The sequence below is a fragment of the Clostridium sp. LIBA-8841 genome (assembly GCF_034439435.1).
In the GTDB taxonomy this organism is placed as follows: Bacteria; Bacillota; Clostridia; order Clostridiales; family Clostridiaceae; genus Sarcina.
This window is the reverse complement of record NZ_JAPCKJ010000005.1, coordinates 186,548-202,487: the sequence shown is the minus strand read 5'-3', so window position 1 is coordinate 202,487 and position 15,940 is coordinate 186,548. Positions and strand designations below refer to the sequence as shown.

The following is a 15,940-nucleotide window of genomic DNA, read 5'->3' as shown; positions in this document are numbered from 1 at the left end:
GGTATTTTTATGTGCAATAAAATAAAGCAAGCATATGCAAAGTATAATATAGAAAATTTATCATATGGAGAAATAGGAGATAAGCTAGGAGATGCTTATGAGAGTTTTGTAGTAAGTGTGTTTAGTGACAGAAGTTACATAAGTAACTTTGAAAATCTTAGCAATTCAAAATTAGACGAGAGTATATTTAAAAGTATTATTGAAAAAGAAGGGATAAATATTAATGAAATATTAAAAATTGAAGCAACAGATAAAATTCCTAAAAGAGATAACGGTGGGAATCCAAAAACAGATGTATTATTAACAATTTATAAAAAAGATGGACAAATAATCAATACGCCAATTAGTATAAAACAAACTACTGTAGCTAAGGTTGCTATGGCTGAATATGATGTTGATACAATATTAAAAGAAACAGGGATAAAAAATACAGAAGTTGAAAGACTAATGAAAAAACATCAAAAGGATGCAAGTGCAAAAAATTTCTCAGTAGAGGAAAAGGAAGTTTTAAAAAGAGAATTGGAGAAAGACCATAATAAAGAAAAGCTATTAAGATGGATATTAACAATGAGTCCAGTAAAGGATAAGAATGATATTAGAGTTCCAAGATATATAATTAAATTTCAATTAGATAAGAAAAGTTTAGAAGTAAAAGAATCAGGCGTTTATAATATAGATGAATATATAAGACATATAAGTACAGATAAAAAAGGAAATCCTGCAAAGGGAGGATTTGGTACTGGATTATCATGGACATATGCAACAGGTTCAAAAGGTGAAAAAATTCAATTCAAAGGATAATTTTTTTTGTAAAGAAGAAATTAAAAATAATGATAGTATAAAACCTCACGTTAAAGCAATTATACTGGATAACTTATGTATTTTAAATAATATATAAATATATATTATTATAATGAAAGGATATACAGGAGGTAAATTTTACTATGAATAGTCAGAAAATTAAAATAACAAAATTTCTTCAATGGAATGATAAAAATGGATACTATATAGATGAAGAATGTGATTTAGAAGAAGAACCAAGAATGACTTATGAAGAGGCAGTTAAATATTTCTTTGGTGTGTTAAATGATGATTTTTACTATAACATAGTAGACAATATTTTTGAGTTAACATATGAAGAAGCAATTAAATATGCTAAAGATAATGGATTTTACAATAATACATATGAAAAGTTAATGCTTTTAGTAGAGAATGAAAATCCAACAGAAGAATTTTATAGAAGTTTAATTTAAGAGGACTATTACCTATATTTTAGATATGGGTAATGGTCTTTTTTACTTTAGAAAGGAGAAATAGTTAATGAAGAAAATTTATTTAAAGAAACAATTAGTAGAGTTAAATAATTATCCTGTAGAAGTAATCAAAAGTATTTTTGAAAATATAGATATATTTAATGAAAACTATGGAGAAAACAGAAATGTAGATAAAGATTTAGGAGGATATGTTTTAGTAGTTGAAAACATAGAAGATGTTAAAGAGCTTAAAAGTGGAATGTTGAAAGATATACTACCAGAATACACAGATGAGATTATATGTAGTGGAGGAGTTAATTATACTTCTTCACTATTTTTACTTTCTAGTGATTTTTCAGTAATAGTAATAGCTGATGAAGAACTTTCTAAGTTCCTACTAGATTAAGGAGGTGATAGTGTGGCTAAAAAGGTTGAAGAGGAAATAATAAAAAGCACTAGATATTGTAATCTTCTAAAACAAGCTAGTCTAAAAGATGAGGATTACACATATTGCATAGAGAAGATTTTTGTCAAATCTATGAACAGATATGAAATAAGATTCGCTATTTACAAAGATACTGTAAGAGGTGATGATATCTATGTTCCAAGAAGTTTAGATGTAACTGAATTAGAGTTAATGGAATTAATAAAGAAGTCCATTAAAGAGAAAGTATTTTCAGATGATTTCATAGATATGCTAAAGCAAGAATTAAAATAGCTACCTAATTACAAGAAAAGTAATTAGGTAGCTTTATTTATTTTTAGGAGGATTAATATGTTTAAGAAAGAGAGCAGATATATAACGAGAGGAGCTAATGAAAAGTTAGATTTAAGATTACAACTTATACTTTGGAGTATGATTGATAAGTTAAATGAAGAGGGTAAGGAATTAGACTACTTGCAAGTTTTCAAAGTGAGAAAATGTGAAGAAGGAATTGTAATTGAACATAGTCAAGAAGTACCAAATTACAAAGAAAAGTATGTTCTAGTTTTAAATGATGTAGAGGTTAATGAAACCTTAAAAGTATTTGTAATAGATGATGAAGAATACTCAACTATGATGTTAGCAGAAGAATATTAGGAGGTAAGAAAATGAAAGAACTAAGTAAAGAAAAGACTTTTGAGTATAGTTCTAAGGAACTACTTGGGGTAATGAGATTTGATTTCTATGATGGAGGACTTGCTAATCAATGGAATCCTAGAGATTTAATAATTGAGTTAAATGATAAAAAGGAAATAGATTTAAAGAAGTTACAGAAAGAATTAAACTACATTCAATTTGATTTAATAAATAACTTTGATACTGTAGTAAGGTTCTGTAATGGTAGAGGATATGATAATGAAACATTAGTCTACATAGATTTAGAAATTGCTAAGTATGTGATCAAATTAGTTCCTGTTAGAGATAGTTACTCATACATCTATACTTACTTGAAGGGGGAAAAGTAATGGAGTTAAATAAAATAATAAAAATAATAGGAACTGTTTTAACTGTAATAGCAACAATCTTAGATGAAGGAGAAACTAAAACTGAAAAATAATTAAAAGTAAGAAGAGGGCGTAAAAACGTCCTCTTAATTTTGCTTTCTAACTAAATTTTTTGCTTTAAGATAACAAATTAATTCTTGTTTGTCATAGTCATTCCATGTAGAAAAATCTTCAAGATAGGGAAGCAGTTCAGATAAATCAAGAATTAAAGTTTGATTTTTAGAAGGAGTTTCATCAAATAAAGAATCTAAGGAAAGATTTAAAACATCACAAAGACTTTTTAATGTTTCAATAGATGGTTTACTTCTGTCATGTTCAATGTCACTTAAAAAAGATGTTGACTTTCCAATTTTAGAAGAAAGAGTTTTTAAACTAAATCCTTTTTTCTTTCTAGCTTCTTGTAATTTAGCACCTATACTCATAATTTTACTCCTTTCAATACGTAAATAACGTATTTTTACTTAGATACATTATAGAATAAAGCATAATTTTTGTAAAATAAGGCTAAAATATTCTTTTTTAGCGTAAAAATATTGCATTTTATACTTAAATAACGTAAAATTGTCTTAGGGAGGGATTAAATGGAAATAGGAGAAAGTATTAAAAATATAAGAAAGAATAAAAAGATAAATCAAAAAACATTAGCTGAAAAGGCTGAGATTTCTTGTTCATATCTATGTGATATAGAAAAAGGAAGGACAAATCCATCTGTAAAAACAATGCTTAGATTGTTTAAAGAGTTAGGCGTTGAAATAGAACTAGATGAGATTGTAAATGAAAAAAATAATTAGCAAAGGAGAAGAATAAAATGGACATGCTTTTAGGATTAATAGTTTTAGTAGTAGGAACAGGTTTAGCAGTTTTAATAAACAGACTATACCATAGTATGTTTGATGTTGCATACTTTGGATGTGGAGCAGTTGTAACTGAATGGGTAGTATGTTTCATAATAGGAACAACAATAACAGAGTTCTTATTAAAGTCATTTAGTGGAGTTTTAATCTTTGGATTTAAAATTTTAAAGTGGATTTTAATAGGAGCAGTAATTTTAGCAGTAATAGGATTAATAACTGGTAAGTTAAGTGGAAGTGAAGAAGAAAATGATAATAAAGAAATAAGTGATAATTCAGAAGCAAGTGATAAAGAAAAGTAAGGAGAGATTTGAAATTAATGAAAGAATATGGGTAAATACAAGAAAAGCAATGAAAGATGCAATAGATGATAAATACAAAACAATAATTGTAACTGGTGAAATAGTAGATGATGTTAAAAGAGAAGTTAATTACTAAATAGGAATTCTATTTTAGATTCCTATTTTTTTTAGTAATTTTAATAAAAAATAGCTGAAAATACAATATGTAATAATTGAAAAATTATATTTTACAATTTAAATTTTGTAAAATTCGAAATTTAAAGAATTAAAGAGGAAACAAGAGCTGTTCCTATTTTACAAAAAAGATAGATTATGTATAAGTTGCTAAGATATTGAAAAAATATTAGAATATATTATCTTTTTTTACAATATTTATGTAAAAATTGCCAAAAAAGTCTGAGGAAGACGCGCCGACGGCGTGTTGCCGCGTACTCCTAAATTAACAAAAAATGTAAAGAGAAAAAAATGTTAATCGCGAAATTCCGCGTTTTTAGGAAGTTGAAGGTAAACTTCAAATATTTTAATATAATAGACAAGCTAGTTGAAAAAATATTTAATAATAGGGTGTGCACACTCCTTGAAATAAGGAGGAATTTCAAATGAATTTTTTTAGAAAACAAGGAATAACAGTAGGATTAAACGATGTTGAAATAATAAAAGCAGAGGTAAACATTAGTAAAAATGGATTTGAATTGCTTAAATTATATGTTGTAAATCATGAAGGTACTATTAAAAGTTTTAACATAAAAACATCAGATAATGAAAAGATAGATACTCTTTTAAAGCTAAGGTACAATGATGTTAATGATGAAAACATAAATCAAATAGATTTTGCGATAAATGAACAAGATTTTGTTGGTCTGAAAATTAGAATAAATGTTGGTTTTAGAAATGAATACCTTAATATTCTTGAAATAATGGAATGTCCAGAAGAAAGTTACTTTGAAGAAGAAAATGTCATTGAAGATGATTACCAAGAAGAAGTTTGATAAGTAATAGAGTTCCCCTAGAAAATCTAGGGGAACAAAACTAAAAATAAATCAAAACTTGGAGGTAATTAAAAATGACTAAAAATATAACAACTGATAAAAAATTCTTATGGATCGAAAATAACGGAGAAAAGAAGAGATTAAGTAGATACATGAAAATAACAGAAATTCTGAATAATATAGATGATAAAACTTTTAAAGCAAACTTAGAGTTTCTTACCTTAAATGGAATTTCTAATATAACAGTTGGTAGGGAAATATACTTAAATAAAAATAAGTTAATAGATTTACAAAATAAAGGTTTGGATGTTGTAAGTAGTAATGTTAACGATTTAATAGAATATTTAAGAGAATGCGAATACAAAGCAGTTAAAAAGAATGTTCACTCTAAATTAGGATTTTCAAATTACAACGGAAATGAAATCTACAAACTTTACAATGCAATAGGCATAAAATCAGAATATGTTGGAGAATATGATGTTAAACCAAGAGGTTCTAAAGAAAAGTACATAGAAATGCTTAAAAATGAAGTCTTTGGGAAATGTGAATTAGAATTTGTCATAGCTTCATCATTGTCAGCAGTAACATTAGGATACATAGGAGAAGAACTTGGGCTAGATTCACTGTTGATACATTTAGTAGGAAATTCTACAACAGGAAAGTCTACAGCATTAAAACTAGCAATTTCATGCTTTGGATATCCTGATGTAAAAAGAAATGGATTATACAGTACATATAACTCAACAAACAATGCAATTTTAAAGAAACTTACAGGATTAAAAGGTGTTCCACTTGCATTAGATGAAATTTCAATGTCACACACAAATAACTTTACTAATTTTGTCTATAGTGTAGCAAATGGAACTGATAAAGATCGTCTTAATAAAGACTCTGAACTTAAAGAAAAAGAAACTTGGCTAACGACAATTTTGTCTAATGGTGAAAGGTCACTAATTTCATCATCTAATAAAAATGCTGGTGTTCAAATAAGAGTAATAGAGTTAGAAAATGTTACTTGGACTAAGGACGCTAAAAATGCAGAGAATATAAAAGAAGCTATACTTGAAAGCTATGGTCATATAGGGCTTGAATTTGCTGGGTTTGTAATGCAAAAGGAAAAAGAAGCATTAATAAATCAATTTAAAGAAGTTAAAAATAGTTTTAAAGATGAGTTAGAGCAAAAGGAAATTTCAGATAATATGATTGATAGAAGATGTGAGAAGTATGCAATAATTCTACAAACAGCTTACTTGTTTGAAGAGATGATGAATGTTCAATTAAAAATAGAAGAAATAAAGGAAATGTTAATTGAAGTTGAAAAAGAATCAATTAAGAACAGAAACTTTAAAGAAAGTGCAATAGACTACATAAAGCAATATGTTGAAAAATACAAAAATAAATTCATAACAGAAGGTAATACAAATTCATCAAATGACATTTTTGGTAAGTTAATTAAAAATAAAAATAATAACAATAACATTGAAGTCCAAATGGACAAGATTTCTTTTGAAAGAATGATAAAAGAAGGTGGATTTGAAGATAAAAATGTTGTTCTAAAAGAATTAAAAGCTAGTGGATTTTTAAACTGTGAATCGGATAGATACACTAGAAGTAGAAAAAATGAATTTGGGATAACTGTTGATTACATAGTTGTTAGCTTAAATCAATGTACGGCTATATTAACAAAGAGTTCTTAAAATCCATAAGGGGAAAAGGGAGAAAACCCCGTTTCCCCGTCAATTTTAAAACATAAATATTTTTTTCTTAAATTTTAATTTTTTAATTGTATAAATTAGTAAATAGAGCCTAAAAATTTTGAGATGTTTAAAAATCTACGGGAAAACGGGATTTTTAAATTAAAGTTGAGTTTCTAAAGAAAGAGGTAATTAAGATGAATGAAAATTTTAATATAAAAGATGTAATAGATTTAGTTGTAGATATGATTTTTGATGAGTTAAGACAGAAAATAGTAACTGATAGAGAAGGAATTGAAGAAAAAGAATAAATATATATTATTTTTTTGATTAGGATTAGTTAATTAAAGGAGTGATATATATGGATAAGAAAAAAGTTGCTATATATGCTAGAGTTTCAACTGTTGAACAAGCAGAAGAAGGATATAGTATAGATGAACAAGAAAGGCTACTAAGAGAATACTGTGATAAGCATGATTTAGAGGTATATAAAACTTATTCTGATAGAGGGATAAGTGGTAAAGATATAAAACATAGACCAGAACTAAAAGAAATGTTGAAAGATTCGGAAGAAGATAAGTTTGATATGGTTTTAGTTTGGAAGATAAATCGTCTAAGTAGAAAGCTAGCTGATGTTTTAAAAATGGTAGAACTCTTTGAAAAGAATAATGTAACATTTAAATCATACTCAGAGCCATTTGAAACCAATACACCAGCAGGAAAAATGCAATTTCAGATGATGGCATTAATAGGAGAGTTTGAAAGAGGAACAATAGCGCAGAATGTTAAGATGGGAATGTTAGCACGAGCCAGAGAAGGTAAGTGGTGTGGAAATAGAGTTCTAGGCTACGATATAGTTCCTGTTGAAGGTTCACTAAATAAAAAGAGAAAAGAAACTAAGTTAGTAATAAATGAAAAAGAAGCTGAAACAGTTAGACTAATTTTCAATGAATACAGTAATGGTAATGGATATAAAGCCATAACTAATAAGCTAAATAAACTAGGATATAAAACTAAAAAGGGAAATAACTTTTCAGTTGGTTCAATCAAAGACATTCTAACTAATCCAGTTTACATAGGAAAAATTAGATATAATGTAAGACAAGATTGGTCAGAAAAGAGAAGAAAGAATATAAACCCTAATCCAATAATGGTTGATGGACTTCATGAAGCAATAATAAGTGAAGAATTGTGGGACAAGGTTCAGAAAATACTAGAATCAAAGAAAGGTAAGCCAGCTAGAATATACGATGGTGAATATCCTTTAACAGGAATACTTAGATGTCCAGTTTGTGGAGCAGGAATGGTCATAATGAGAACAACCAATAAACTAAAAGATGGAACTAAGAAAAGAATAACATACTATGCTTGTGGGAACTGGAAGAATAAAGGTACAGCAGTCTGTAATTCTAATGCAATAAGAGTCGATAAAGCTAATGAATATGTCTTTGGAAAGATAGAAGAACTACTGTCTAATGAAAAGATGGTTAAATCAATAATAGAAAACATAAATAACACTAGAAGAAGCAATGTAGAACCAAACAAGAAAAAGTTAGAGAAAATAGATAAAGAACTAAGTAAGCTAAAAAGTAGAAAAACAAAAATACTAGAAGCATATGAAGATGACTTAATAACAAAGGAAGAATTAGTTGAAAGGAAATCAGAGCTAGATAAGAATATAAGTGCATTAGAAGAAGAAAGACAAAAACTTTTAATAACAGTAACAGACGAAAATCAAACAGAAGTTTCATATGATGTAATAAAAGAAATTCTACAAAGCTTTGGAAGAATAATGAGTAATTGCACAAGTAGAGAAAAACAAAAGATGTTACTACATATGATAGTTTCAGAAATAACAATAGGAAAAGATAGAGAAATAGATTCAATAAAACTAAAAATAAATGATGGTTTAATAGACTATTTAAGTAATGAAGAAGAAGTGCCTATGAAAGGTGCTTCTTCTTTTCTTATGCAACATTTTAGATTTGGTAGAATGAAGTTGAATTTAGTGATTTAAAATATTGGATTTTAATATAAGACTATAAGTGTTTAGTCTTTAAAATAAAAAAGTTATAATATAAAGTAAAGAAGAAATTAGTATAAATTATGTTAATTAATATAAAAGGAGATATAGTTTATGAGATGTTTAAATTGTTCTAATTTGATAAATAGTATAGATAATTTATTAATTAGTTTCAATCCTGATAAATATGGATTAAGTAAAAACGAGTCAAATAAAATTTTAAAGTGTAATAGTTGTAATGAAGATATATTATATGGAGATTATTATTTAGATGAGGAATATTCGGAAGTTGATGATATTAAAGAAGATTTGTGTTATGAAGTTGCAAAAGCTATAGAAAAAAATATTAAGTCATGTTCAAATTGTGGACATGGGAATAGAATGAAAGATTTTCAAGCAAGTTTATATACTTATTTCAAAGAAGATAATGAATATGAGGAGTTATGGGATAAATATAATGTATCTACAGAATTACAAGAGTTAATATGTGATAATAGTTTAATAGATGAAGAATATTATTATTTAATAATAGATAATATTAGATGTCCGAAATGTGGAAATGGTGGAGGTGCATATAGTAAAGATACAATGGATTATGAGAAATTTGATAAATATTCAGAGGTATATACTAGAAGAGATATTGAATTATTTGATGAAAAATTTTATGGAGATTATCCAGAAATAAAGAAATACTTAAAACTAGTTGATGAAACAATAACTGTAGATGAACTTGAAAAATTTAGAGATGAATATATGAAAAATCCAATATTTATTTTTAATAATAAAGTATTTAAAATTATATATTCAAAATTAGAAGAAACTTACAGAAAAAAACAAATTATTTTACTATACTCTTCTAAAAGATTATTTAGAACAAGATTAAATAAAACTGGACAAATATATACAAAAGAATCAATGTGGAATCCACCAAGTGGTAAACCTAATCAAGGTAGATATAATTTCCATGGTAAGTCTGTGTTATATTGCTCTAATAATATTGAGATATTAAAAAAAGAGATAAAGGCTAATAAAGATGAAGAGTATAATTTTGCAGTACTTAGGTTATTAAAGCCTATGAATTTACTTCCAGTAGATTTGATTTTTGATGATTTTGATGGCTTCATAAATGATAATTCTGTAGATGATAATTGTTTAAAGAAAAAGTATATAATTACTAATATAATTCAAATGATATGTGAGCAAATTGGATATAATGGAGTAGCATATAAATCTGTAAAAGATAATAGATATGTAAATTATGCACTTTTTAATTTTGAAAAGAATAAAGATATAGAGATTATAAAAGTATTTAAGGAGAGTTTTATAAATAAGGAAAAAGTAAAAAGTTCAATATTTGATGATGATAATGAATTGGAAAAAATGATTAAAGAGTATTATCAACAAAAAAGTAAAATAGAAAATAATGATAGTAATTAGATTTAAAAGGATAATTTCTTATTATAAAAAATATCACTTAAATATGATACGGAGAACCGTATCACAAGTAAATGAGGTTTTTACTAAGTATAAAATAAAAAAACAAAGTGATAGCATATATTAATACTTATTTTGTATTAGTATAAGTCAATTTAGAAATTAATTAATAAAAATATGTGCTTAAGTTTATAAGCACATATTTTTATTTACTTAATTCATTTAGCTTTCAACCATTGCACCACCATTTACATGAATAACTTGTCCTGTTACGTAGGAGGAATCATCAGATGCTAAGTAGACATAAGCAGGAGCAAGTTCAAAAGGTTGTCCCGCACGCTTCATAGGTACATCGGATCCAAATTTAGCTACCTCTTCAGCTGAAAAGCTTGAAACTATAAGTGGTGTCCAAATGGGACCAGGTGCAACTGCATTAACTCTTATTCCGTCTTTAACTAAGGATTGAGATAGAGATCTTGTGAATGTTACAACTGCTCCTTTAGTTGATGAATAATCTATAAGATTTTTTTTACCTTGATAGGCTGTAATAGAGGTGGTATTTACTATTTTACTTCCTCTTTTCATATGTTTTAGAGCTTCTTGTGTAAGATAGAACATAGGAAAAATATTTATTTTAAATGTTAGCTCTAATTGAGATTCTGAAATACATTCTATGCTATCTTGTGGGAATTGAACACCTGCATTATTTATTAAAATATCTATACCTCCAAGAGTATCAACGGTAAATTGAACTAGCTTTTTGCAAAACTCTTTATGCATTATATCACCAGGTATTAGATAACATTTACCACCATATTTTTCAACATATTTTTTAGTAGTCTCAGCATCATCATGTTCATAAAGGTAGGAAATTACAATATTTGCTCCTTCTTTTGCAAAAGCTACTGAGATGGCTCTACCAATTCCACTATCTCCTCCAGTGATTAATACAGATTTATTCTTTAATTTACCACTACCTTTATAATTAGGGTTATCAAATATAGGTAGGGGATCCATTATTGATTCAATTCCAGGTTGAAGCATTTGATGTTGAGGTGGAAAGTTTTTAGGTAAATTTTCAATGTTTATATCATTATCATGATATGGATTCATTTAATTCTCCTAAAAGATTTATAACAGTAATTATTCTATGAGATTTTACATATATTTGTGAAAGTTTGCAAAATATATCTTATGTATATAATTTTAAAAATAGAATACTAAAATGAGGTGATTTTGTGAAATCAGTATGGAGTGAAAGTTGTAAACTAAGAAAAAGAAATAGTTTGAATAAAGATATAAAAATAGATACTGTAATTATCGGTGCTGGAATAGCAGGGATATTAACAGCATACATGTTAAAGCAAAATGGTAAGGATGTAGTTTTAATTGATGCAGCTGAAATAGCAAGTGGAAATACTAAAAATACTACTGCAAAGATAACATCTCAACATGACTTAATTTATAATAAATTAATATCAGAATTTGGAGAAGAAAAGGCTAGACAATATGCGAAAGCAAATGAACTTGCTATAAAAAAATATAAAGAAATTATTGAAGAAAGGGGAATAGATTGTGACTTTGAAGAGAAAGCAGCATATGTCTATTCTTTAAATGAAATAGATAGTCTTAAAGAAGAGGTAGAAGCAGCTAATAAAGTCGGTATTAATGCTGAATTTGTAGAAACTTCTAATCTTCCTTTTGAAATTAATGGAGCCGTTAAATTTAATAATCAGGCACAATTTAATCCACTTAAATTTTTAAATGATATTTCAAAGGATTTAATTATCTATGAAAATACTAAAGCATTAGAAATTAAAGAAAATTTAGTAGTTACAAAGGGTGGAAATATAACTGCAAATAATATAGTGGTAGCAACACATTATCCAATAATGAATGCACCAGGGTATTATTTTATGAAAATGCATCAAGAAAGATCATATGTTATAGCTTTAGAAAATGTAAAAGATATTGATGGTATGTATATAGATGTTGATAAAAGCGGATACTCCTTTAGAATGTATAAAGATTTATTATTGTTAGGCGGTATAAAGCAAAGAACAGGAGAAAATGAAGAGGGTGGAAGCTATGATGAGTTAAGAAGGGTTGCAAAAGAATTGTATCCAAAGTCAAAAGAAAGGTATCATTGGTCAGCTCAAGACTGTATGACTGTGGATGGAATACCTTACATAGGGAAATATTCTGATGAAACACCTAATATATACGTTGCCACAGGATTTAATAAATGGGGAATGACAAGTTCTATGGTGTCAGCCATGATAATATCAGATATGATATTAGAAAAAGAAAATGATTTTTCAGAAATATTTTCTCCAAAAAGGTTTGAGCTATCATCATCAATAAATAATATTGCTAATGATTTAATTACAACAGCTAAGAACTTTATTGCACAAAAGATATATATTCCAAGTAGTGATATAGAACATATCCAAAATGGTCATGCTGGAATTGTTGAGTATAATGGAGAGAAGGTCGGTGTTTATAAAAATAAAGAGGGAAAAGAATTTATTGTATCAACAAAATGTGCTCACTTAGGATGCCAACTTAGTTGGAATGCAGATGAATTAACATGGGATTGTCCATGTCATGGATCAAGATTTGATTATAAGGGACGATTAATAGGAAGTCCAGCGACTAAAGACATTATAGATGATTAAATGCAATTAGATGTTTAAATGAGTTAATACCAGAGCAAAATAATAAAGAAGAACCGAATCTATATGAATGAGGTTCTTTTTTCTATTTACTTTATAACTGAATGGTAATATAGTATTATAATTTATAGACCATATAGATGTAAAAGGAGTAATAATATGAGTTATTGTTTTCAATGTGGAACTAAGTTAATAAATAAGCCATGTAATAATGAAGGAGAAATTCCATATTGCAGTAAATGTGAAGTATTTCGTTTTCCTACCTTTAGTTCAGCCATAAGTGCGATTATTTTAAATCCTGATAAAAATAAAGTATTGCTTATACAACAGTATGGACGAGTAGATAATATACTTGTAGCAGGATATATCAATAAAGGTGAAGATGCAGAACAGACTTTAGTAAGAGAAATAAAAGAAGAAACAGGTCTTAATGTTAAGGATTATCAATATATGAAGAGTAGATATTTTGAAAGAACTAATACACTAATGTGCAATTTTATTTGTACAGTAGACAGTGAAGATTTAAATCAAGTTAATGAGGAAATTGATAAAGCACAATGGTTTACTTTTAAAGATGCACTAGAGAATATTAAAAGTGAAAGTTTAGCAGAGGAATTTTTAATATATGCCTTTAAAAAAATGAATTATATATAATTTTATAAACATTAATTAAATGAATTAAGTTATATTAATTTAGAAGCTTATATCTTTATTAATTAGGATAAAATAAATTTATAGAATAAAAGTGTAATAAGAATATAAAGAAATATCTTAAAAAGGTATTTCTTTATATTTTTTAGTTGTTTTATTGTAAATATTTATAAAATATACAAAAAAGAGTATATGAAATTCCATAAAAAATAATAAAATCCAAAGATAACACTTTATTAATACCTTATTAACCTTTTGTTGATGTTATAAATAAAGAAAAATTTAAAATAGAGGTATTACTACGTAAGAATAATAATATAAATATTATTTAAGGGTATTGATGAATATAAGGGAGGTTATCTAAATGATAAAAGGAATTATATTATTAGCAGTATTTACAATTATAGCATTAATGGTCGGAAAATTAGTTTCAAAGCTTAATTTACCATCTATACTTGGATGGTTATTAACTGGCATGATAATAGGTCCACATGCACTAAATTGGATGAATAGTAGCATAATGGATACAAGTTGGTTTCATATTATAAGTAATGTTGGAGAAGTTTTAGTAGGTATGCTAATAGGTGCTGAGTTAATATTAGAAGAGCTTAAGAAGTCGGGAAAACAAATATTGACTATATGCCTTTTTGAAGGTATGACGGCATTTATAGTTGTTACAGTGGCATTTTTAATATTTGCAGATGTTCCAATTTCTATAGCTTTAATATTTGGAGCAATTGCCTTAGCAACAGCACCAGCACCATCTTTGTCAATAGTTAAGGAGTATAATGCTAAGGGGCCGGTTTCAAAGACTTTAATACCTCTTGCTGCATTAGATGATGTGTTAGCACTAATTGTATTCTTCTTAGTTATAGGTGTAGTTTCAGGAAGTATGACTGGAGAATCGGTAAATATTATTTCTATATTAATGATGATAATATTGCCATTAGGTATTGGAGCATTTACAGGTATTATAGGAGCTAAAATATTACAAAATAAAAAATGTAAAGACGTAGATGACTCAGATGAAACAGAAAATAAAGTTTTACCTAATAAAAATTCAAAGTTAGAAATTTTATTAAAGCTCTCATTCCTTATAGGCATTACAGTTATTATTGGAAGATATGTAAATGATAATATACTATCAATAAACTTATTACTTTCTGGTATATCTTTCTTCGCTATTATTGTAAATAAAGTTGAAAAAGAAAGATTAAATGAGATAATGGAACTTTTTAATCCTATAATAGGCATAGGTTTAGTTGTAATGGTAGTAAATTTAGGAGCACCACTAGATTATAATTTAATATTTGGTGCAGGATTACTTACTGTAATATATATAGTATCTCGTGGAATTGGTAAGATATTAGGTGCTTACACAAGTGGTAAGTTGGTAAAAGCTGATGATAAGGTATGTAAATATTTGGGTTTATCTCTTTTACCTCACTCAGGAGTATCTCTTATATTTACAGGAATTGCAGTTGATGCATTATTTCCATTTGAGCCAGAGTACGCCATGATGATACAAGGTACTATTGCAGCGGCGGCAGTTATAAATGAGATTATAGCAGTATTTTTAGCTAAGCAAGCATTTAAAATGTCTGGAGAAATTCAAGTGAAAGAAGAGTCTAATACAGGAGGATTAAGTACCTAGAAAATAAAATATATAATAAACGGATATAAAAGTAGAAGGTTAAACCTACTTTTATATCTTTTTTATTTTAGAAGTGAGTTTGTATATTTATCTAAACTCACTTTTATAATTTTTAAAGAATATTGATTATTAATTATCATATGTATTAGCTTGAGTTAAGGTGATTTGACCACAATGATACGCTCATTGATTAGTAGACTTATAGTCGTCATGATTATACATAGGATAAAATTGAAAGAAGAAGTAAGAGTTAATTTTATCATTACAAATTTTAAAGATATCAGTAGTATTAATATTTATATTATAAAGTAAGTTTTTATAGAAAATTTTAATCTTAAAAACATTATAGAGAATATTATTTCATATAGTGGTCAACATATAAGTGTAAATAAAATAAGTAATTATATAAACATGTATTACTTATTTTACAATTAATATCTAATTATTCAATCAATACTTGGAAATTAGATATAGTTTTATGGATTAAGTTAAAATAATAATTTAAAAGGTGTTTTGTAAAAAACATAATTTTATCAAAGGAGGAAATCTTATGGGAAACGAAAATAATAAAAAAGGTGAAGGTAGCATATTAAAATGGATAGGAAGATTCATATTAGTTGCAATAGTTTTATTAGTAACATCATTTGTAACTCCAGGTTTTTCAATAAAGGGATTTTGGCCATTTTTAATAGCTGCTGTTATAATATCAGTACTAGATTATTTAGTAGAATTATTTATGGGTGTTGATGCATCACCTTTTGGTAAAGGAATAAAAGGATTTATAATTGCTGCAATAATAATATACGTAACACAATTCTTAGTTCCAAGCATGAGTGTATCTATTATAGGTGCGTTATTAGCCGCTTTAGTTATTGGAATTATAGATGCAGTAATTCCTACTAAAGTTATGTAATTTTAAAGATTTA

At 26.9% G+C, this 15,940-nt stretch carries 19 protein-coding genes; 17 read left to right on the top strand and 2 right to left on the bottom strand.

Features of this window, described 5'->3' with window-relative positions; all coding sequences use genetic code 11:
• The first annotated feature begins 9 nt into the window (after positions 1-9).
• From OIF33_RS13960 to OIF33_RS13935, 6 genes are all read left to right on the top strand, one after another.
• Positions 10-801 carry an MspI family type II restriction endonuclease gene (locus OIF33_RS13960; RefSeq protein WP_322504876.1) on the top strand — a complete coding sequence of 264 codons (792 nt, stop codon included), beginning with the start codon at positions 10-12 and terminating at the stop codon, positions 799-801.
• A 143-nt stretch (positions 802-944) separates the two neighbouring features.
• A complete protein-coding gene (locus OIF33_RS13955) occupies positions 945-1,253 on the top strand; it encodes a hypothetical protein (protein WP_322504875.1) in 309 nt (102 codons plus the stop codon).
• Between the two features lie 67 nt (positions 1,254-1,320).
• A complete protein-coding gene (locus OIF33_RS13950) occupies positions 1,321-1,659 on the top strand; it encodes a hypothetical protein (RefSeq protein ID WP_322504874.1) in 339 nt (112 codons plus the stop codon).
• A 12-nt stretch (positions 1,660-1,671) separates the two neighbouring features.
• Positions 1,672-1,971: a hypothetical protein gene (locus OIF33_RS13945; protein ID WP_322504873.1), complete on the top strand. Its 300-nt coding sequence runs from the start codon at positions 1,672-1,674 to the stop codon at positions 1,969-1,971.
• A 57-nt stretch (positions 1,972-2,028) separates the two neighbouring features.
• Positions 2,029-2,334 carry a DUF960 family protein gene (locus OIF33_RS13940; protein WP_322504872.1) on the top strand — a complete coding sequence of 102 codons (306 nt, stop codon included), beginning with the start codon at positions 2,029-2,031 and terminating at the stop codon, positions 2,332-2,334.
• An 11-nt stretch (positions 2,335-2,345) separates the two neighbouring features.
• A complete protein-coding gene (locus OIF33_RS13935) occupies positions 2,346-2,702 on the top strand; it encodes a hypothetical protein (RefSeq protein WP_322504871.1) in 357 nt (118 codons plus the stop codon).
• 125 nt (positions 2,703-2,827) lie between these two features.
• Here OIF33_RS13935 and OIF33_RS13930 read toward each other — a convergent pair whose 3' ends face one another.
• The gene (locus OIF33_RS13930) at positions 2,828-3,163 is read right to left on the bottom strand and encodes a helix-turn-helix transcriptional regulator (RefSeq protein ID WP_322504870.1); all 336 of its coding nucleotides are present in this window, start codon (positions 3,161-3,163) and stop codon (positions 2,828-2,830) included.
• Between the two features lie 159 nt (positions 3,164-3,322).
• Here OIF33_RS13930 and OIF33_RS13925 point away from each other — a divergent pair, with 159 nt between their 5' ends.
• From OIF33_RS13925 to OIF33_RS13895, 7 genes are all read left to right on the top strand, one after another.
• Positions 3,323-3,532 (top strand): helix-turn-helix transcriptional regulator, encoded by a 210-nt coding sequence (locus OIF33_RS13925; RefSeq protein ID WP_322504869.1) that lies wholly within the window; start codon positions 3,323-3,325, stop codon positions 3,530-3,532.
• Positions 3,533-3,549: 17 nt separating this feature from the next.
• Complete coding sequence (locus OIF33_RS13920; protein WP_322504868.1) at positions 3,550-3,894, top strand: hypothetical protein; 345 nt, start codon at positions 3,550-3,552, stop codon at positions 3,892-3,894.
• Positions 3,878-4,030, top strand: a complete 153-nt coding sequence (locus OIF33_RS13915; protein WP_322504867.1) for a hypothetical protein — start codon at positions 3,878-3,880, stop codon at positions 4,028-4,030. The genes OIF33_RS13920 and OIF33_RS13915 overlap by 17 nt, the downstream gene beginning before the upstream one ends.
• A gap of 463 nt (positions 4,031-4,493) precedes the next feature.
• Complete coding sequence (locus OIF33_RS13910) at positions 4,494-4,883, top strand: hypothetical protein (protein ID WP_322504866.1); 390 nt, start codon at positions 4,494-4,496, stop codon at positions 4,881-4,883.
• A 74-nt stretch (positions 4,884-4,957) separates the two neighbouring features.
• Positions 4,958-6,580 carry a DUF927 domain-containing protein gene (locus OIF33_RS13905; protein WP_322504865.1) on the top strand — a complete coding sequence of 541 codons (1,623 nt, stop codon included), beginning with the start codon at positions 4,958-4,960 and terminating at the stop codon, positions 6,578-6,580.
• 358 nt (positions 6,581-6,938) lie between these two features.
• Entirely contained in the window at positions 6,939-8,594 is a 1,656-nt protein-coding gene (locus OIF33_RS13900; protein ID WP_322504864.1) for a recombinase family protein, read from the top strand.
• 120 nt (positions 8,595-8,714) lie between these two features.
• Positions 8,715-10,037 (top strand): RES domain-containing protein, encoded by a 1,323-nt coding sequence (locus OIF33_RS13895; RefSeq protein ID WP_322504863.1) that lies wholly within the window; start codon positions 8,715-8,717, stop codon positions 10,035-10,037.
• A gap of 219 nt (positions 10,038-10,256) precedes the next feature.
• On the opposite strand, the gene OIF33_RS13890 is transcribed toward OIF33_RS13895, so the two are convergent.
• Positions 10,257-11,147: an SDR family oxidoreductase gene (locus OIF33_RS13890; protein ID WP_322504862.1), complete on the bottom strand. Its 891-nt coding sequence runs from the start codon at positions 11,145-11,147 to the stop codon at positions 10,257-10,259.
• A gap of 125 nt (positions 11,148-11,272) precedes the next feature.
• Between OIF33_RS13890 and OIF33_RS13885 the strand changes: the two genes are divergently transcribed.
• The 4 genes from OIF33_RS13885 (at position 11,273) to OIF33_RS13870 (ending at position 15,927) form a co-directional block, all read left to right on the top strand.
• Positions 11,273-12,712 (top strand): FAD-dependent oxidoreductase, encoded by a 1,440-nt coding sequence (locus OIF33_RS13885; RefSeq protein WP_322504861.1) that lies wholly within the window; start codon positions 11,273-11,275, stop codon positions 12,710-12,712.
• A 156-nt stretch (positions 12,713-12,868) separates the two neighbouring features.
• Complete coding sequence (locus tag OIF33_RS13880) at positions 12,869-13,363, top strand: NAD(+) diphosphatase (protein ID WP_322504860.1); 495 nt, start codon at positions 12,869-12,871, stop codon at positions 13,361-13,363.
• 361 nt (positions 13,364-13,724) lie between these two features.
• Positions 13,725-15,014 (top strand): cation:proton antiporter, encoded by a 1,290-nt coding sequence (locus OIF33_RS13875; protein WP_322504859.1) that lies wholly within the window; start codon positions 13,725-13,727, stop codon positions 15,012-15,014.
• 550 nt (positions 15,015-15,564) lie between these two features.
• Positions 15,565-15,927 (top strand): phage holin family protein, encoded by a 363-nt coding sequence (locus tag OIF33_RS13870; protein ID WP_322504858.1) that lies wholly within the window; start codon positions 15,565-15,567, stop codon positions 15,925-15,927.
• Positions 15,928-15,940: the final 13 nt, after the last annotated feature.

Coding starts and splice junctions, on each gene's coding strand:
- OIF33_RS13960 (WP_322504876.1), top strand. CDS start 10: ATGTGCAATAAAATAAAGCAAGCATATGCAAAGTATAATATAGAAAAT.
- OIF33_RS13955 (WP_322504875.1), top strand. CDS start 945: ATGAATAGTCAGAAAATTAAAATAACAAAATTTCTTCAATGGAATGAT.
- OIF33_RS13950 (WP_322504874.1), top strand. CDS start 1,321: ATGAAGAAAATTTATTTAAAGAAACAATTAGTAGAGTTAAATAATTAT.
- OIF33_RS13940 (WP_322504872.1), top strand. CDS start 2,029: ATGTTTAAGAAAGAGAGCAGATATATAACGAGAGGAGCTAATGAAAAG.
- OIF33_RS13935 (WP_322504871.1), top strand. CDS start 2,346: ATGAAAGAACTAAGTAAAGAAAAGACTTTTGAGTATAGTTCTAAGGAA.
- OIF33_RS13930 (WP_322504870.1), bottom strand. CDS start 3,163: ATGAGTATAGGTGCTAAATTACAAGAAGCTAGAAAGAAAAAAGGATTT.
- OIF33_RS13925 (WP_322504869.1), top strand. CDS start 3,323: ATGGAAATAGGAGAAAGTATTAAAAATATAAGAAAGAATAAAAAGATA.
- OIF33_RS13920 (WP_322504868.1), top strand. CDS start 3,550: ATGGACATGCTTTTAGGATTAATAGTTTTAGTAGTAGGAACAGGTTTA.
- OIF33_RS13910 (WP_322504866.1), top strand. CDS start 4,494: ATGAATTTTTTTAGAAAACAAGGAATAACAGTAGGATTAAACGATGTT.
- OIF33_RS13905 (WP_322504865.1), top strand. CDS start 4,958: ATGACTAAAAATATAACAACTGATAAAAAATTCTTATGGATCGAAAAT.
- OIF33_RS13900 (WP_322504864.1), top strand. CDS start 6,939: ATGGATAAGAAAAAAGTTGCTATATATGCTAGAGTTTCAACTGTTGAA.
- OIF33_RS13895 (WP_322504863.1), top strand. CDS start 8,715: ATGAGATGTTTAAATTGTTCTAATTTGATAAATAGTATAGATAATTTA.
- OIF33_RS13890 (WP_322504862.1), bottom strand. CDS start 11,147: ATGAATCCATATCATGATAATGATATAAACATTGAAAATTTACCTAAA.
- OIF33_RS13880 (WP_322504860.1), top strand. CDS start 12,869: ATGAGTTATTGTTTTCAATGTGGAACTAAGTTAATAAATAAGCCATGT.
- OIF33_RS13875 (WP_322504859.1), top strand. CDS start 13,725: ATGATAAAAGGAATTATATTATTAGCAGTATTTACAATTATAGCATTA.
- OIF33_RS13870 (WP_322504858.1), top strand. CDS start 15,565: ATGGGAAACGAAAATAATAAAAAAGGTGAAGGTAGCATATTAAAATGG.